General features: G+C 63.3%; 16 protein-coding genes. 7 read left to right on the forward strand and 9 right to left on the reverse strand.

The window, feature by feature from the left end; genetic code table 11:
• Positions 1-29: 29 nt before the first annotated feature.
• Positions 30-491, reverse strand: coding sequence for an Lrp/AsnC ligand binding domain-containing protein (locus tag UP06_RS15110; protein WP_045003493.1), 462 nt, complete (start codon positions 489-491; stop codon positions 30-32).
• A gap of 114 nt (positions 492-605) precedes the next feature.
• On the opposite strand from UP06_RS15110, the gene putA reads away from it, so the two are divergent.
• Complete coding sequence (putA, locus tag UP06_RS15115) at positions 606-3,605, forward strand: bifunctional proline dehydrogenase/L-glutamate gamma-semialdehyde dehydrogenase PutA (protein ID WP_045003495.1); 3,000 nt, start codon at positions 606-608, stop codon at positions 3,603-3,605.
• An 8-nt stretch (positions 3,606-3,613) separates the two neighbouring features.
• On the opposite strand, the gene UP06_RS15120 is transcribed toward putA, so the two are convergent.
• A complete protein-coding gene (locus UP06_RS15120) occupies positions 3,614-4,741 on the reverse strand; it encodes an L-dopachrome tautomerase-related protein (protein WP_063775617.1) in 1,128 nt (375 codons plus the stop codon).
• A gap of 172 nt (positions 4,742-4,913) precedes the next feature.
• Here UP06_RS15120 and UP06_RS15125 point away from each other — a divergent pair, with 172 nt between their 5' ends.
• Positions 4,914-5,276, forward strand: coding sequence for a winged helix-turn-helix transcriptional regulator (locus tag UP06_RS15125; protein WP_045003496.1), 363 nt, complete (start codon positions 4,914-4,916; stop codon positions 5,274-5,276).
• A 36-nt stretch (positions 5,277-5,312) separates the two neighbouring features.
• Here UP06_RS15125 and UP06_RS15130 read toward each other — a convergent pair whose 3' ends face one another.
• On the reverse strand, positions 5,313-7,406 hold the full coding sequence (locus tag UP06_RS15130) for a tetratricopeptide repeat protein (RefSeq protein WP_197087257.1): 2,094 nt from the start codon (positions 7,404-7,406) through the stop codon (positions 5,313-5,315).
• Between the two features lie 230 nt (positions 7,407-7,636).
• Between UP06_RS15130 and UP06_RS15135 the strand changes: the two genes are divergently transcribed.
• Positions 7,637-8,842, forward strand: a complete 1,206-nt coding sequence (locus tag UP06_RS15135) for a CaiB/BaiF CoA transferase family protein (RefSeq protein ID WP_045003498.1) — start codon at positions 7,637-7,639, stop codon at positions 8,840-8,842.
• 258 nt (positions 8,843-9,100) lie between these two features.
• The gene (locus UP06_RS15140) at positions 9,101-9,748 is read left to right on the forward strand and encodes a glutathione S-transferase family protein (protein ID WP_045003500.1); all 648 of its coding nucleotides are present in this window, start codon (positions 9,101-9,103) and stop codon (positions 9,746-9,748) included.
• 9 nt (positions 9,749-9,757) lie between these two features.
• On the opposite strand, the gene UP06_RS41505 is transcribed toward UP06_RS15140, so the two are convergent.
• From UP06_RS41505 to UP06_RS15150, 3 genes are all read right to left on the reverse strand, one after another.
• Positions 9,758-9,922, reverse strand: a complete 165-nt coding sequence (locus UP06_RS41505) for a hypothetical protein (RefSeq protein WP_197087259.1) — start codon at positions 9,920-9,922, stop codon at positions 9,758-9,760.
• Between the two features lie 81 nt (positions 9,923-10,003).
• Positions 10,004-11,542: a hypothetical protein gene (locus UP06_RS15145; protein ID WP_045003501.1), complete on the reverse strand. Its 1,539-nt coding sequence runs from the start codon at positions 11,540-11,542 to the stop codon at positions 10,004-10,006.
• Positions 11,543-11,635: 93 nt separating this feature from the next.
• Entirely contained in the window at positions 11,636-12,607 is a 972-nt protein-coding gene (locus UP06_RS15150) for a hypothetical protein (RefSeq protein WP_045003503.1), read from the reverse strand.
• Between the two features lie 280 nt (positions 12,608-12,887).
• Between UP06_RS15150 and UP06_RS15155 the strand changes: the two genes are divergently transcribed.
• Together UP06_RS15155 and UP06_RS15160 are read left to right on the forward strand one after the other, a co-directional pair.
• On the forward strand, positions 12,888-13,259 hold the full coding sequence (locus tag UP06_RS15155) for a Crp/Fnr family transcriptional regulator (RefSeq protein WP_045003505.1): 372 nt from the start codon (positions 12,888-12,890) through the stop codon (positions 13,257-13,259).
• Positions 13,256-14,068, forward strand: coding sequence for an MBL fold metallo-hydrolase (locus UP06_RS15160; protein ID WP_045003507.1), 813 nt, complete (start codon positions 13,256-13,258; stop codon positions 14,066-14,068). The genes UP06_RS15155 and UP06_RS15160 overlap by 4 nt, the downstream gene beginning before the upstream one ends.
• A 189-nt stretch (positions 14,069-14,257) precedes the next feature.
• On the opposite strand, the gene UP06_RS15165 is transcribed toward UP06_RS15160, so the two are convergent.
• From UP06_RS15165 to UP06_RS15175, 3 genes are all read right to left on the reverse strand, one after another.
• Complete coding sequence (locus UP06_RS15165) at positions 14,258-14,755, reverse strand: TPM domain-containing protein (protein WP_045003509.1); 498 nt, start codon at positions 14,753-14,755, stop codon at positions 14,258-14,260.
• Between the two features lie 3 nt (positions 14,756-14,758).
• Positions 14,759-15,640 (reverse strand): TPM domain-containing protein, encoded by an 882-nt coding sequence (locus UP06_RS15170; protein ID WP_045003511.1) that lies wholly within the window; start codon positions 15,638-15,640, stop codon positions 14,759-14,761.
• Between the two features lie 138 nt (positions 15,641-15,778).
• Positions 15,779-16,387, reverse strand: coding sequence for a LemA family protein (locus tag UP06_RS15175; RefSeq protein ID WP_045003513.1), 609 nt, complete (start codon positions 16,385-16,387; stop codon positions 15,779-15,781).
• Between the two features lie 178 nt (positions 16,388-16,565).
• Between UP06_RS15175 and UP06_RS15180 the strand changes: the two genes are divergently transcribed.
• Entirely contained in the window at positions 16,566-17,420 is an 855-nt protein-coding gene (locus tag UP06_RS15180) for an enoyl-CoA hydratase (protein ID WP_045003515.1), read from the forward strand.

The following is a 17,420-nucleotide window of genomic DNA, read 5'->3' on the forward strand; positions in this document are numbered from 1 at the left end:
ACAGCAATGACAATCGCGACCGCACTTCGCTAGCCGACCGGCAACGGTGCGTCGCGCTTGACCTCCTCCATCACCGCATAGGTGCGCGTCTCGCGCACGCCCGGCATCGACAGCAAGGTCTCGCCGAGGAAGCGCCGATACGCGGTCATATCGGCCAACCGCGCCTTCACTAGATAGTCGAAGCCGCCGGCAACCATGTGACACTCCAGCACTTCAGGCGCGAGTTTTACCGCGCGTGCAAAACGCTCGAAATTGTCCGGCGTGGTCTTGTCGAGCAGCACCTCGACGAACACCAGAAGCCCCAGGCCGAGCCGGTGCGGATTGAGCCTGGCACCATAGCCCTCGATAAAGCCCTCGCGCTGCAATCGCTTCAGCCGCTCGCCAATCGACGTCGGCGACAGCCCGATGCGCTCGGCGAGCTCGACATTGGCGATTCGCCCATCCTCTTGCAGAATCGCGAGGATCTTCCTGTCGATTCGATCAAGTTCCATATTTTATCCGGCTACAGCGATATTCACCTTCATTTTCTAAGGTGAAATGGCTAACTTGTCTATCGAACTACGGTAATGCGGGCCTTATCCTGGATTTGAGCCACAGGACACGCCATGCCGAACATCCCGCCTCCCTTCGTCGCCCCCTACGCACCCGATGATGCCGAGATCGCCGCGCGCCTCTTGCCGGCGTCACATCTCAGTCCGCCGCAGGAGGCGCGGATCGACCGCACCGCGACGCGGCTGATCGAGGCGATCCGCAAGCGTGACGACCGCTTCGGCGGGGTCGAGGACATGTTGCGGGAGTTCGCCCTCTCCACCAAGGAGGGGCTGGCACTGATGGTGCTGGCGGAAGCACTGCTGCGCGTGCCGGACGCGCGCACCGCCGACCAGTTCATCGAGGACAAGCTCGGCGAAGGCGATTTCATCCACCACGAGACCAAGTCCACGGCCTTCCTGGTCAACGCCTCGGCCTGGGCGCTCGGCCTGTCGGCGCGGGTGATCCAGCCCGGCGAGACGCCCGACGGCACCATCGGCCGGCTGGTGAAGCGTCTTGGCGCGCCGGCGGTGCGCACCGCCACGCGCCAGGCGATGCGGCTGATGGGTAATCATTTCGTGCTCGGTGAGACGATCGAGCAGGCGCTGGAGCGGGGCCGGCCGCGCTCGGGCCAGAAGCCGCGCTATTCCTTCGATATGCTCGGCGAAGGTGCGCGCACGGCCGCGGACGCGAAGCGCTATTTTGACGCCTATGCCAGTGCGATCGAAACCATCGGCAAGGCCGCCGGCAACCATCCCCTGCCCGACCGACCCGGCATCTCCGTCAAGCTCTCGGCGTTGCATCCGCGCTTCGAGGCGATCAGCCACGCGCGCGTGATGCGCGAACTGGTGCCGCAACTGCTGGATCTGGCGCAACACGCCAAGGCCCATGATCTCAACTTTACCGTCGATGCCGAAGAGGCCGACCGGCTGGAGCTGTCGCTCGACGTGATCGCTGCGACCCTCGCCGATCCCTCACTCGCCGGCTGGGACGGATTTGGGCTGGCGATCCAGGCCTATCAGAAGCGCGCGGGCGCGGTGATCGACTACGTCCACGAGCTGGCCCGCGCACATGACCGCAAGCTGATGGTGCGGCTGGTCAAGGGCGCCTATTGGGACACCGAGATCAAGCGCGCGCAGGAGCGCGGGCTCGACGGCTATCCCGTATTCACGCGCAAGACGATGACGGACCTGAATTACGTCGCCTGCGCGCAAAAACTCCTCGCCTTGCGGCCCCGCATCTTCCCGCAATTCGCCACCCACAACGCGCTGACCGTCGCGACGGTGCTGGAGCTTGCCGGTGATGGCGGCGGCTTCGAGTTCCAGCGCCTGCACGGCATGGGCGAGGCGCTCTACGAGCAGCTCGCCAAAGACCATCCCGACATCGCCTACCGCACCTACGCGCCGGTCGGCAGCCATCGCGACCTGCTCGCTTATCTGGTGCGTCGGCTGCTCGAGAACGGCGCCAATTCCTCCTTCGTGGCGCAGGCGGCCGATTATCGCGTGCCGGTCCCGGCGCTGCTGAAGCGGCCCGCCGACGCGATCGAACGTCCGCAACAGGCGGCCCATCCCAAGATTCCGCTTCCGGGCAACCTGTTCGCGCCGGAGCGGCGTAACTCCAGCGGTATCGAATTCGGCGAGCGTGCCGCGCTCGATCGGTTGCTGGCCGACGTCAAGGCCGAGACGACCGATCTCAAGCCGGTCACCGACGCAACGCCCGAGCGGGCCAATGCGGCTGTCACCGCGGCACGCGCTGGCTTCGCGGCCTGGAACCGGACGCCCGCGGCGGCGCGCGCAGCGGCGCTGGAGCAGGCTGCACATCTGCTGGAGAGCCGCAGCGCGCATTTCATTGCACTGTTGCAGCGCGAGGGCGGCAAGACGCTTGACGACGCGCTGTCGGAGCTGCGCGAAGCCGCCGACTTCTGCCGTTACTACGCCGCGCAGGGCCGCAAGCAATTCGGCAGCGAGGCGGCGATGCCGGGCCCGACCGGCGAGAGCAATGCGCTCACCATGCGCGGACGCGGCGTCTTCGTGGCGATCTCACCCTGGAACTTTCCGCTCGCGATCTTCCTCGGACAAGTCACGGCAGCGCTGATGGCCGGCAACAGCGTGGTCGCAAAGCCGGCGGAGCAAACGCCCCGCATCGCGCGCGAGGCCGTAGCCCTGCTGCACGAGGCCGGCATCCCGGGAAGTGCACTGCATCTCGTCACCGGCGACGGCCGTATCGGCGCGGTGCTGACCGCGCACCCTGACATTGCTGGCGTCGTCTTCACCGGCTCGACCGAGGTTGCGCACCTGATCAACCGGACGCTCGCCGCCAAGGACGGACCGATCGTGCCGCTGATCGCGGAGACCGGCGGCATCAACGCCATGATTGCGGACGCGACCGCACTGCCCGAGCAGGTCGCCGATGACGTCGTGACCTCGGCATTCCGTTCCGCCGGCCAGCGCTGCTCGGCGCTACGGCTGCTGTTCGTGCAGGAGGACGTCGCCGACCGCATGATCGAGATGATCGCGGGCGCAGCGCGCGAACTGAAGATCGGCGACGCCAGCGATGTCGCGACCCATGTCGGCCCGGTGATCGATCAGGAGGCCAAACAGCGGCTGGACGCGCATATCGCGCGGATGAAGACGGCGGCGCGGCTGCACTTTGCAGGTTCCGCGCCGGAGGGCTGCTTCGTCGCGCCGCACATCTTCGAGATCAAGGAAGCCGGCCAGCTCACCGAGGAGGTGTTTGGGCCGATCCTCCATGTCGTGCGGTATCGTGCCGAGAGCCTCGAACGCGTCCTGCAAGCGATCGAGCACACCGGCTATGGGCTGACGCTCGGCGTCCATTCCCGCATCGATGACACGGTCGAGGCGATCATCGACCGGGTCCAGGTCGGCAATATCTACGTCAACCGCAACATGATTGGCGCCGTGGTCGGCGTGCAGCCGTTCGGCGGCAACGGGCTGTCCGGAACCGGCCCCAAGGCCGGCGGCCCACACTACCTCACGCGCTTTGCCACCGAGCAGACCGTGACGATCAACACGGCCGCGGCCGGCGGCAACGCCGCGCTGCTGGCGGGTGAGGAGTAGCTTACATCTTACCGGGAGATGTAGCCCGCGGCCTCCGGCTTGAACCGATAGATCAGATAAGGCGTCTTGTTCTCTGCTTTTCCGTTGTGAAACATTGCGGCTGCAGAGACTTGGGACGCAGAAACGTACATGTACCCGTCCGGAGACGCCGTAATGCCGTCCGGCCACACCATGTCAGGATCATTGAGATAAGTACGATATTTCCGGTCCGACCCGATGATGCCGATCGACTTGGTTTCAACGGCGGTCAGATAGATATTGCCCGCGTAGTCGATTGATAGACCGCCGTTGTTAGGCTTGTCGGAGTAGCGTTCTACCCTCTTGCTCAATTCTTCGGAGCCGAGCTTCTCGTTACTGAGGTCGGCCGCTTTGATCCGATAGAGAGATCGGCCGCTGAGCGGAGCGAAGTAGACCCACTCGGAGTTGACGTCCATCGTAATGCCGTCGCAACCAACCTTGATGATGGATGGCTTGCCGTCCTTGCCCGGCACGGTCAGATCGTTGCCGTCCACCGTGATTGGGATATTTTCCGGAACGGTTGATCGATCGCCATCCAGCACTCGCCGCGCGGCGCCGGTGTCCATGTCGATCACAATGATCGCCGCGTGAGAACCATCGCCTCCCGGCCCGATGTTTTCGTCGGCAATGTAGAACTTTCGATTCTTTTGATCGATCACGATGTCCTGCGGTTGAGACCCCGCCACCGTGATCGGCTCCGGCATATAGTATATTCGCTCGAGCTTGTTCGCCCGCGTATTCCAACCGACGAGCTTCGGCGTGATCCGGGTTCGAAAACCCATATCGATAATCCATACGACTCCACTTTCGTCGGATCGCAACCCCAGCACGTTGTCGAGATACTGATCCGTTCCCTTCCTTGGAACGTTCCATTCGGCATTCGGAAAGGGCTCGAAAGTTGTCGACGATGTGAGCCTGGCTACTCTCAGTTCGGGATCATAGAATGGATGGTGACTGAAGATCAGCTGATTGTCCGGTGTGAACGCAATATTGCCGACAGACTGAGGCAGTCTGGCGAATATCTCGGCCTTGCCTCCCCGATCCTGGGCCTGCGCCGCTCCACCCAGAAATGCAGCGGCTATCGAAACTAGAATCAGATTTCGCCTCGCGGTCCTCATGTGTCTCACTCCCCTGGTTGTCATTTTTGTTTATGAAGGCTTGGATGTGTCGAGGACCGCAGCTTCAGCTCGCATGCGGCAGTCGCCGACTTGTCCGGCCCACAATTAGCCGGTAGCCTCAGATCTTGCGATACGCACAAGAATTGCCACTAGTATCGAAAAGGATACCGTCATGGCCAAACCTCGGCACTCGCGCTTCGATTGCGCCCCGGGCTGCACGGTGGAAGCCGCCATCAGCCTCATCGATGGGAAATGGAAATGCGTCATCCTCTTCCACCTTCTGGAAGGGACGGTTCGCTTCAACGAAATCAAGCGGCGAATTCCTGCCGTCACGCATCGGACGCTTACAAATCAACTCCGCGAACTCGAAATCGACGGGTTGATTGTACGAAAGGTCTATCCGCAGGTGCCTCCGAAGGTCGAATACAGTCTTTCAGAATTGGGGAGAAGCATGACGCCTGTCCTGACGGCGTTGAAAGCCTGGGGAGACTCCAACATCGGTCGATTCGGCAACCGCGAGTCCGTCGCGGCCTGACAAGCGACGCCATCTCACCCGATCTCGTTTTGTCGGCTACAGACAGGTATCGTCCTTGCTGCCGCGCCCGGAACTGCCGCAGGGGGTGCGCTTCGAAAGCTGCTGGATCTTCAGCTTGGATTGAGCCTGGGCCGCGACGTCGAACACGTTCGCCGGCGTCATCTGGGTGGCGCTGCGATAATCGTCCGTTGCCTTGTCCAGATCGCTCTTGGCCTCGTAGGCGCCCGCACGCGCAAAATAGCGCTCGATCGTCGGCTTCTGCGCGATCGCCTTGCCGAGATCGTCCAGCGCCTTGTCGTATTGCTTCAACGACGTGAAGGCGATCCCGCGCAGGCTGAGCGCATCCGGATCGTTCGGCCGCGTCCCCAGCACCAGATTGAGATCGGTCATGGCGCCGGCGGCATCCTTCTTGCCGAGATAGGCGCGCGCGCGGAGCGTGCGCACGAACGCGTCGAAGGCGGTCTGCTTGCCGACGATCTGGTCGAGCGCCACGATCGCGCGGTCATATTGTCCGGAGATCAGCATCGCCAGTCCCTGGCCGAGCTCGGCGACCTGGTTGTTGGGATTGCGATCGAGCGCGTTCTTGACGTCGACGAGGCCCTCGGCGTTGTTCCCCTTCAGCAGCAAGACGAGCCCGCGGGCGGCACGCGCGGTGTCGTTGACGGGATTGAGCACCAGCGAATGGTCGAAATCGACCACGGCCTTGTCCATCTGGTTGAGGCCCATATAGGTCTGGCCGCGCTCGGAGAAGGCCATGTAGTCCTTGTCGTTGAGCGAGATCGAACGGTCGAAATCGGCGAGTGCGTCCTGGAATTTTCCAGTCAAGCGGTTCGCCATGCCGCGGCAGATATAGGCAGCGGCATCGTTCGGATTGACACTGAGCGCCTGATTGGCATCAGCCGTAGCCTGATCGAATTGCTTCATTCCGATCGAGGCCACCGCGTGGGACACCAGCAAGGGTCCGTCGTTCGGCTTCATCCTCAGCAGGGCATCGATGTCGGTCCGCGCCTCCGCGAAGCGGGACAATGACAGGTTCGCCGCAACTCGGTATCTGAGCGCGGCCAGGTTGCGGGGATCGGCCGCGAGCACCGTGTTGAGGCGCGGGAGAGCTTCGGCGTATTTCTTCTGCGCCATCAACTGCGCCGCCTCGCTCAGGCCCGGCGTCAACGCCGGGATCGTGCCTTGCGGGATTGTTGCCAGCGGGGCCGTTGATTGCGGTGCCGCAGGCGGCGGGGCGACGGCTACAGCCTTGGGTGCCGCGGGCGTTGGCGGCCCACCACTGACCTTCGCAAGCTCGGCCTGCATGGCGATAGCGGACTGCTTTTGCTGCTGCGCGGCGGGGTCGTTCGGGGCGACCGACAGCACCTTGTCGAAGTCTGCGATCGCGCGCGCATAATCGCCCTTGGAGCTGAACAGCTGCCCCCGCGCGAAATAGGAGGCACGATCGGGCTGCGGCGTCTGCGCGATCGCGCGCGAGAAATCCTCGATCGCGTGATCGATGTCGCCCTTGCGGCGATAGACCTGGCCGCGCCAGAAGAAGGCGTTGGGCAAGCTTGCATTCATCGAGATCGCGGTGTTGAGGTCGCTCATGGCCTGATCGAGCTGCGAGCTCTCGACATAGACCCGCGCACGCCCGACATAGGCGAGGGCAAAGTCCTGCCTCAGCGTGATGGCCTGGCTGAAATCGGCGGCGGCGTCGGTCCACTGCTTCTGGTCGATTTTCACTCCGCCGCGCGATGCGAACGCATTCGGGCTTTTGGGATCGAGTTCGATGGCCTGGTTGATGTCGGCCAGCGCTCCGTCAAGATTGCCTTTGCGCTGCCGGGCGAAGCCGCGCGACAGCAACGCGGGCACGGATTTCGGGTTGAGCTGGACCGCCGCATCCGCGTCGGCCAGCCCCGCATCGAGGTTCGCGCGGCCCATGAACAGGCGCGACCTGTTCACATAGGCGCGTAACCGCTCCTCGGCGGCGCGCGATTGATCGTTGATGATGGCGGTACAGCCAGCCTCGACCTTCTCAGACGGCGGGCCGTTGCAATCTTCGAGGTCACCCGCTCGGGCCGAACCGTGCATGCCGCACCAAATCATGAACGCGGCGGGAACCACCAGGCGGACGAACGGGATCGACATGACCGGCTGATCCTTCGAGACGAACATCAGCCTGCGTGAAGCAGCGCAGGTCGACAAAGCTGTACAACCGGGGCGAGCTGATTGCCACAGCCCTCTCGCATTTCAGCCCGGCGAATGCGCGCCCCGGAGGGGCGTTGCATCCCACCGAAACATCGGTCAAATGGTTGTGCTGTCAGGGTTTGTGAATTCCAGCCAGCGGGAAACGACAAGAGCAAGGGAGCAACGCCGCGATGGAAAAAGGCATTTTTACAGGCCTGAAGGTTCTGGATTGCGCGAGCTTCATCGCAGCGCCCGCGGCTGCGACCGTGCTGTCGGATTTCGGCGCCGACGTCATCAAGATCGAGCCGCCCGGCGCCGGCGACCCCTACCGCAATCTGCCGAACCTGCCGGGCTATCCGACCAGCGAGCACAATTTCGCCTGGCTCTTGGAGGCCCGCAACAAGAAGAGCCTCGCGCTCGACCTCTCCAAGCCCGAGGCGCAGGCCGTGCTCTACAAGCTCGTCGAAGAGACCGACGTCTTCATCACCAACATGCCGCCGCCCGTCCGCGCCAAGCTCGGCATCACCTATGACCATCTCGCCCATCTCAACGACCGGCTGATCTACGCCTCCTTTACCGGCTACGGCGAGAAGGGCGAGGAAGCCAACAAGCCAGGCTTTGACAGCAACGCCTATTGGGCGCGCTCCGGCCTGATGGACCTTGTCCGCGCCGACACCAACACCACGCCGGCTCGCTCGGTCGCCGGCATGGGTGACCATCCCTGCGCCATGGCGTTGTACAGCGCGATCGTCACCGCGCTCTATCAGCGCGAAAAGACCGGCAAGGGTTCGCATGTCGCCTCCAACCTGATGGCGAATGGCGTGTGGGCCGCGAGCGTGCTGGCGCAGGCAAAGCTCTGCGGCGCCAAGTTCGGCGAAAGGCGGCCGCGTGAGCGCGCGCCGAATGCGGTAGGCAACCACTATCAGTGCAAGGACGGCCGCTGGCTGATCCTGTCGTTGCTCAGCGAGGATAAGCAGTGGCCGACGCTCGCCCGCTGCCTCGGCCGCGACGACCTGATCGCCGATCCGCGCTTCGCCACCAAGCCCGACCGCCACGCCCGCTCGGTCGAGCTGATCAAGATCTTTGACGAGACGTTCGCCACCAAGGATCTCGCCGAATGGCGCAAGATCCTCGACGGCAATGGGCTGGTGTTCGGCATCGTCGGCATTCTGGACGATATCCCGAACGACAAGCAGATGCTCGACAACGAGGTGCTGGTGCCGTTCGAGAACGACACCATGCTCACTATCTCCAGTCCGATCTGGATCGACGGCACCAAAAAGGTGCAGCCGCGCAAGCCGCCCGGCGTCGGCGAGCACAGTGACGAGATTTTGCGTGGCGCGGGATACGATGAGGCCGCGATCAAGCAGCTGCGAGGGTCGGGGGCTGTGGGGTAGGCGCTGCGCGCGCCACATACTCCAGTGTCGTCCCGGCGAAGGCCGGGACCCATAACCCCAGGGAGATATTTGGCGAAGACTCGTCGTTCGGTACTCCTACCGATCACAATCGATAAATCACGCGGTATGGGTCCCGGCCTTCGCCGGGACGACAGTAAGAGCACGGATGCATTGCTGGATTGCTTCGCTGCGCTCACAATGACGACGTGGCACGATCTCGCTATAACCTCACGACAACATCCCGCGTCGTGAGGTCCCATGCCCAGCTACCGCCTGCACTACTTCCCTGAATCCGGCAACAGCTACAAGCTGGCGCTGATGCTGACGCTTTGCGGCGAGACGTTCGAGCCGGTCTGGACCGATTTCGGCGGCGGCGTCACGCGCACGGCGGAATGGCGCAAGGCCGTGAACGAGATGGGCGAGATTCCCGTGCTCGAGGTCGACGGCGTGAAAATGACGCAGACCGCGCCTCTGCTGCTCAAGCTTGCAGATCAATACGGGCGTTTCGGCGCCGACACGGAAGAGGAAAAGTTCGAGCTGCTGCGCTGGCTGTTCTGGGACAACCACAAGCTCACCGGCTATATGGCGACCTACCGCTTCATGCGGGCCTTCACTGAGAAAAACGATCCGCAGGTGCTAAAACACTTTCGGCGGCGGCTTGAGGATTTCCTCGGCATTCTCGACGGACATCTCCAGCACAACGCCTTCGCGATCGGCACCAAGCCGACGGTCGCCGATATTTCGATGATGGCCTATCTGCACTATCCGAGCGACGAGCACGGGTTTGATTTCGCAGCGAGCCATCCCGCCATCGACGCCTGGCTCGGCCGCATGGCCGCCCTGCCCGGCTGGAAATCTGCGTATGATCTCCTGCCCGGCAAGCGGATGACAAATTACGCGACGTGAGACATCCCGCTAGCGCAGCGCCAGCCAGCCGAGCGTGAACAGGATGCCGCCGACGATGACCACCACCGCGATCGCCCAGGTGCTGACGCGGATGCTGCCGGTGACCTGTTTGGCTTCTTCATTGCGCGCGATCTCGCGATTGCGCTCCTTGTTGGCGTCGCTGGTGTCCGTCATGGGTCATCCAAATCGTTATGCAGATTTTGTCTTGCGCATGATCTTATCGGAAAACCGCTACACACTTTTCCGGATCATGCGCTAACGCGTCTTGATGAAACACATGCCGATGCGGCTCGATGCCGAAGCAGCCTGACAGGTGAGACCTTTAGCACAGGTCCATGACGTAAAACTCCTGTCGGGCGTTCCCGATCCCTGATTTGGCAAATAACAATGCGCGCCCCAGCCGTCCTGGTACTCGGTCCCGGCCAGCTCTTGGGCACCGCGGGTCTGCGGCCGGCTGGCAAATCCGCGTGAGAAATCAGGACGTTTACCCGCGGCGAACGCGGTCAGGATGTCGCGGCGGCGGAGCTGATCGCCGACGAAATGCGGCGAGGCCGGCACGATGGTGGAATTGGAGGCCTTTTCCGCCAGCCAATCTACCCCCGGGAAATGGAAGCCGCCGATGCCGCGGGTCTGGTGGCAGCCCGAGCAGGTGACGTCGTTGAGGCGGCGCTGGAAGCCGGCGACCGAGCGGATATTTTCCATGGTGATGCCGCGCGCGGCCGCCTGCTTCAGCGCACCGACGACATCGTTGTCGGTGAAGACGGGATCACCTTTGCCTTCCCCTTGCATCATCCCGAACTCCGGCTGCATGTCCGATGCATCGAAGCCTGCTGGCGTCGGCGCGATCGCGGCCTTGGCGAGATACTGCTCCGGGATCAGCACCGTCCCGCGATCAAACTCGCGAAAATTCGCAGGCGTAAGCAGCCAAGCCTTGAAGTCGCGCCGGAGCGCGTCATCGGCAAGGATGCGGTCGCGGTCGATCTGGTTCTCCAGGGTCGATTCCACGAACGTCTTCGTCGCCGCGTCGTATTTGAAGACCTTGAGCAGATAGTCGGAGCGGAAATCGTGCAGCGCGGACTTTGCCGAGATCGATATCTGGATGTTGGTCTCGATGCGGTCGATCATCGCGTCGTAAGGAGCTGAACGGCTGCCGATCAGCCCCTGCCAATCGCCATTGCCGAGCCAGCGCCGCGCGACCTCGGCGCAGGTGACCGGTTTGCCGCTCGAGTCGGTCTGGCGGGCGTCGCGCGCCTTCATCACCAGATTGAAGGTCATCGGCAGGCGCGTTGCCGACTTGCTGCCGTCTGGATTGGTCTCGAAGCGAGCCAGACGATAGATCAACCGGATCTCGCCGCAGGACTCTTCCGACACATAGGCGCGGTCCATGCGGTTGACGATGCCGGCCAGCACGAAGCGCGTATCGGCGGATTTCAGCACGGCCCGGTCGAACAGCTGGACGTCAAAACCTTCGCCGACGCCGATGGTCTCGCTTGGCGAGGCCGCCTTGCGTTGCGCGATATAGCGGTCGAATTCCGCATCGATCGCCGGCGGAATGTCCTTGAGCTCCGGTAGTGACGAGAACAGCAAATCGCTCGTCAGCGCGACATCTGCTTTGCGCTCAGGCTGCAACAGGCGCGAGATCGTAAGCGCATCGCTTTGATCGAACTTGCGCAGGAGATCGGGATCGGTGATCGCGGTGCCGCGCGTGAGCGACGCGTTCTCCGCAGCCATTGACGACATGTCGCCGCCGAACAACACGACGACAGCAACGAGAATTCGCAACGCACGGCTCATGCCTTCAATAACACCGCGCCGGTCCGCCTATTCAAGCAAAAAGGCGCTTCACATGGTGGTGAAGCGCCTCTTGGAAAGTCTTATATTGACCGCTTAGCGCGCGACGATCAGGCCCTTGCTGGTGACAACCACCCAGCGGCCGTCCTGGCGGCGGATCGCATCGACGCGACCGACCCCGGGGATGGGATCGCCGGCATAGACCTCGTAGAGCCCGCCCCTGCCCTCGATCAACGCGCCGCCATTGGAGACGTCGCGCAAGACCCAGCCATCGACCGTCGGCAGACGGCCGACTTCGGTCTTCGGCGCGGCGGGCGCGGGAGCCGGCGCGGCGGCAGCGGTCGCAACCTGGGTCGGCGCGATCGAGCCGGTGGTCTCCTTCGCGGGCGCCGCGGCGGCGGCCTGTGCGGGGGCAGCAGGCGGCGTGGCGCGGAGCTTGTCGACGGTCTCGGACAGCTTTGCGAGCTTGGCCATCGGCTCGGCCTGCGCCTTCTCGAGCTTGTCGAGGCGGTCGTTGGTCCGGTTGATCTGGCTGAGGCCCGTCTTCGAGCTGTGCTCGACATTCGCCTTGAGCGCGACGATGTCGGCATCGATCCGGGAGACGGAGGCATCCAGCGCGCCGGTATCGGCCACCTGCACCGGCGCCGGGCCGGCGAAACGCATCATGCCGGCGGTCGCGAGCGCACCGCTGATGGCGCCGACGCAGGCCGCGATCGCTACCACCGCGGCCATCGCCGACAGGCGGCGCTTGCTGCCGGTCTCGCGTACTTCATCGGCTGTCACATGCGGGGCGAACTCTTCACGGTCCCAGGCCCGCTCCGAGGGCGCCATTACGATGAGCTTGCCAGGCTTCGTCTCGGATTTGGGCTCCGGCTTGGTTTCAGCTTTGGCTTCAAACTTCGGGATCTCGACCCGTGGCGGCTCGACCTTTGGAGCGTCCGCTTTGGGCGGCGCCTCGTGGTCGGGGGCGATCGAGGGGGCATCGATCGCGGCGGCAGCCTCGACGGCCTGCGGCGCGGGTGCGGCGGCGTCAACGGCGCCAGTCTCCTGGGCGGCCAGTTCGGGCATTGGTTCGCTCACGGCTCAAATACTCCAGTCTAGGTTGACTTTTTGGTAACTTTCATTGCTTGCGAATTCCTTACCTTGGGACCCGCTTACCGAAATTTTAGGAACTCGTCCGAGGCCGAATTGGGTCGGGAAAGTGGAACCGGCGTGGCGACGTGCAACAAATTGTCAGCCCATGCTGCCCTGCGGCAGGCGGCTCGCCTTAGCCGAAGGGCTGTTTGCCCGTCACTGTTCCCCGGCTAACATGGCTTGTCCCGTCAGCCAGAAGGCGTTTGGGGGTGCCATGACGATCGAGAAGTGCATCAACGAGTTTGCTGTCGATGACGTCATCTTCGAGGAGGGTTCGACGGGCCGCGAGCTCTTCGTCGTGCTCGGCGGCGAGGTCGAGATCGCCAAGGTCAGCGGCGCGAGCAAGACCACCATCATCAAACTCGGCAAGGGCGAGTTCTTCGGCGAGATGGCCGTGATCGACGGCTCCGCGCGCTCGGCAACCGCGATTGCTTCTGCGCCGAACACAAAGGTGATGCGGATCAATCACGCCCGCTTCGTCTATCTCGTCAGCCAGCAGCCGGCGTTTGCGCTGATGGTGATGGACGCGCTCTCCAAGCGGCTGCGTGCTTCCAATGCGGTGACTTACCGGGAAGCGCAATCATGAGCGATCGCAAGCCCAATTCATTCCCGATCCTGATGAAGAACGAGACCTGCTCGCTGATCCAGGCAGCGGACGACGTCTACCAGATCCGCTTCTCCAACCGCGCCGCCAACGCCTATCTCGTCCGCGGCTCGGCGCGCACCATCCTGATCGATGTCGGGCTGTCCTCGAACTACCCGGCGATGGTCGAGTGCCTGAGCTTCGTCGGCTGCCCGCCGGAAAAGATCGACATGGTCGTGCTGAGCCACGAGCATCTTGATCACATCGGCGCCGCCTGGCACTTCAACGAGCGTCGCACCTTGGTCGTCGCCCATCGGCTTGCCGCCAACAAGATCATGCTGCGCGACGATTTCTCGATGCTGCGCAAGATGTTCAACGAGCCGAACGTGCCTGTTAACATCGACATCTGGCTCGAGGAAGGCAATGTGATCGACCTCGGCAATTTCCGCCTCAACGTGATGTACACGCCGGGCCACACCTCGGCCTGCATCACGCTGTTCGACCAGGACAAGGGCCTGCTGTTCGCCGCCGACACGCTGATGCCCGGCGGCGTGATGGGCGGCGTGTTCGGCTCCGGCAGCATCTCCGACTACATCCAGTCGCTGGAGCGCATCAAGGGGCTGGATACGAAGCTCCTGCTGTCAGGGCACGGGCGGCTGTCGGATACGCCGCAGGACGACGTGCGCATCGCGATTGCGAGGTCGCATGGGCTGCTGGCGGACACCGCGCAACTGTTCGACGCACTCGACGCCCGCTCGAATTTCGAGCCGATCATGCAGTCGGTGCGGGATTTGAACAAGCTGGATGATTGAGGGGGCTTGTGCCAAGGAGACTCACCGCGAAGCCTTGGCACAATGCGCCACAATGTCGTCCTGGCGAAAGCCAGGACCCATACCGCGAGGTCTATCGATGATCCGCGGTATGAGTACCAGACAATGGGTCTTCGCCAAACTTTTCCCTGGGGTAATGGGTCCTGGCTTTCGCCAGGACGACGTGGAGGCTCACATCACCACCGGCGCATCCGGCAGCTCATTCGGATGCGGCCCACTCGGCGGATAGTGCTTTGCCAGCTCCCGCGACACCGCCGCGATGCCGCCGATCACGCCGCGCTCGAACTGGCCCGACCTGAACTCGGTCTCCATCGCGCGGCAGATCGTCTCCCAGCCAGCCGCGCCGACCTTCGCATCGATGCCGCGATCGGCGATGATCTCGACGTCGCGGTCGGCCAACAACAAGTAGATCAGCACGCCGTTGTTGTGCGCGGTGTCCCATATCCGCAAATGCGCGAACACATCGAGCGCGCGCTCGCGTGCGGACTGGTTGCGGAACAGCGGGCCGCCGTCGAGCGCGCCTTCGACGACGAAACGGACCTGGCCGGAATGCGTTGTTTCGTTCTGCTTGATCGCCTGCTCGATGCGATCGAGCACGTTTTGCGGGAAGATCTGCTTCGCCCGCCAATGATGCTGCGCGAGATGTTTGGCAATGCGCTTGATGCTCATGACCTACCAGCTCCCCGAGGCGCCACCGCCACCAAAGCTGCCGCCACCGCCGCTGAATCCACCGCTGGACGACGATCCGCCGCTCCAGCCGCCGGATGAGGAGCCACTCGACCAGGAGCCGCCACGCGATGGGCCCGTCGATGTTGGGAACAGATCGGCGATAAACGCCAGAACAAAGCCGATAATTCCGGCGAGCAAGGCAAGCCCGGCCGATCCGAGGATGAGCAGCGCCAGGATGCCGACCACGCTGCCGGTCGCGACCGAGCCCAGCAATCGCCCCAACAGCGAGCGCAGGAAGCCGCCGACGACAAGCGAGGTAAACAGCGCGACCGGGACAAGCGGCCCGATGTCGTCCAGATTGCCAAAATTCACGCTGCGTGAGGGAACCGGCAGCGGCTCGCCATCGACAACGCGCATCATCCGGTCGATGCCGGCGGAGATGCCGCCGGCGAGATCTCCCTCCCTGAACTTCGGCGTCATGACCTCGTCGATGATCCGCCGCGAAGTCACGTCGGTGAGCGCGCCTTCGAGGCCGTAGCCGACCTCGATGCGCATATGATGGTCGTTCTTGGCGACGACGAGGATCGCACCGTCATCGACCTTCTTGCGGCCGATCTTCCAGGCCTCAGCAACGCGGATCGAGAACTGATCGATCGTCTCCGGGTCCGTCGTCGGCACAATCAGCACGACGATCTGGCTGCCTTTTCGGGTTTCGAAGTCGCTGAGCTTCTGCGACAGCGCGGCGATGTCGCCGCTCGACAGCGTGCCGGTCCGGTCGACCACGCGCCCTGTGAGCTGCGGCACCGCGACGTCCGCTGCGACGGGAAGGGCGAAGGTGAGCAGGAGTGCGAACACGATGGCTGCGCGCCACACACTCAGTGTCATCGCCCGGCTTGACCGGGCGATCCAGTATTCCAGAGAGGCCAGCGAGGTACGGAGAGGTCGCGGCGTACTGGATTCCCCGCCTTCGCGGGGAATGACAGCGATGGGTCGGCCCAAACGCATTCGCAAAATGGCGCGCACTTACTTCGACGGCGCGGGCGCAGGATTGAAATCGACCTTCGGCGCGGTCGAGATTTCCTTCTCGTTCTCGACCGAGAAGTTCGGTTTCTCCTTGTAACCGAACACCATCGCAGTGAGGTTGCTCGGGAACGAGCGGATGGTGACGTTATAGTCCTGCACCGCCTTGATGTAGCGGTTGCGCGCCACCGTGATGCGGTTCTCGGTGCCTTCGAGCTGGGACATCAGGTCCTTGAACAGCGCGTCCGACTTGAGCTGCGGGTAATTCTCGGTGACCACAAGGAGCCGCGACAACGCGCTGGAGAGCTCGCCCTGGGCGGCCTGGAATTTCTGGAGCGCGGCCGGATCATTCAGCACCTCCGGCGTCGCTTGCACGCTGCCGACCTTGGCGCGGGCGTTGGTGACGCCGAGCAGCACGTCCTTCTCCTGCTGCGCGAAACCCTTCACCGAGTTGACCAGGTTCGGCACGAGATCGGCGCGGCGCTGATACTGGTTCACGACCTCGGACCAGTTGGCCTTGATCTGCTCGTCCTGGCTCTGGATCGCGTTGTAGCCGCAATTGGTGAGGCTGAGCGAGGCCAGCGCCGCCAGCACGGTCAGGATCTTGCGCATTAAATTTCTCCCGGTGAAATCTGGCGCAAACTACCAGATTGAGCGCGAGTGATGCCAGACATCTTGTGCCGGAAGCGCGAAAAGCAGCCGATTGACGCAAGCCTCTTGCCTATCACTGGCCGACATAGTCAACTTGGCGAAACAACAAGATCAAGCTGGAAACGCCAGGGGGAACACGATGTCCTCGTTCGAGACCATCCTCGTGGAGAGGCCGGAGCCGGCGATTACCCGGATCGTGATGAACCGGCCCGATGCGCGCAATGCGCAGAACCTGCAAATGACCTACGACCTCAACGCCGCCTTCGATGCGGCGGTGCAGGATGACGCGGTCAAGGTCATCATCCTCGCCGGCAATGGTCCGCACTTCTCCTCTGGTCACGACCTACGCCCGGGCGGCAAAAATGCCGCGGGCGTCGATTTTCCACCGATCGGAAATTGGGGCGGCTTTGCCGAATCCAATGCCCATGGCCGCTTTGCGCGCGAGCAGGAAATCTATCTCCAGATCACGCGGCGCTGGCGCAACCTGGCCAAGCCGACCATCGCGGAGGTGCACGGCAAGTGTATCGCCGGCGGCTTGATGCTGGCCTGGGCCTGCGACCTCATCGTCGCCAGCGATGATGCGCAGTTCTGCGATCCCGTCGTCACGATGGGCGTCTGCGGCGTCGAATGGTTCGTGCATCCCTGGGAACTCGGGCCGCGCAAGGCGAAGGAATTTTTGTTCACTGCCGACGCATGGAGCGCGCAGGAGGCGCATCAGCTGGGCATGGTCAATCAGGTCGTGCCGCGCCCGGAGCTATCATCGCGCGTGCTGGAGCTGGCACGCCGGATCGCAGCAAAACCCTCGTTCGCGCTGAAGCTAACCAAGGAGGCGGTGAATCGCTCGGTCGATCTGATGGGCCAGCCGGCCGCGATCGACCAGGCCTTTGCGCTGCATCAGCTCTGTCACGCCCACAATCTCCAGGAATTCGGCATGGTGGTCGATCCGGCCGGCCTGCATCCCTCCGTGCGCAAGCCGCCAGCAGCCGCGGAGTAG

It is taken from the genome of Bradyrhizobium sp. LTSP857 (assembly GCF_000938285.1).
Taxonomy (GTDB): Bacteria; Pseudomonadota; Alphaproteobacteria; order Rhizobiales; family Xanthobacteraceae; genus Bradyrhizobium.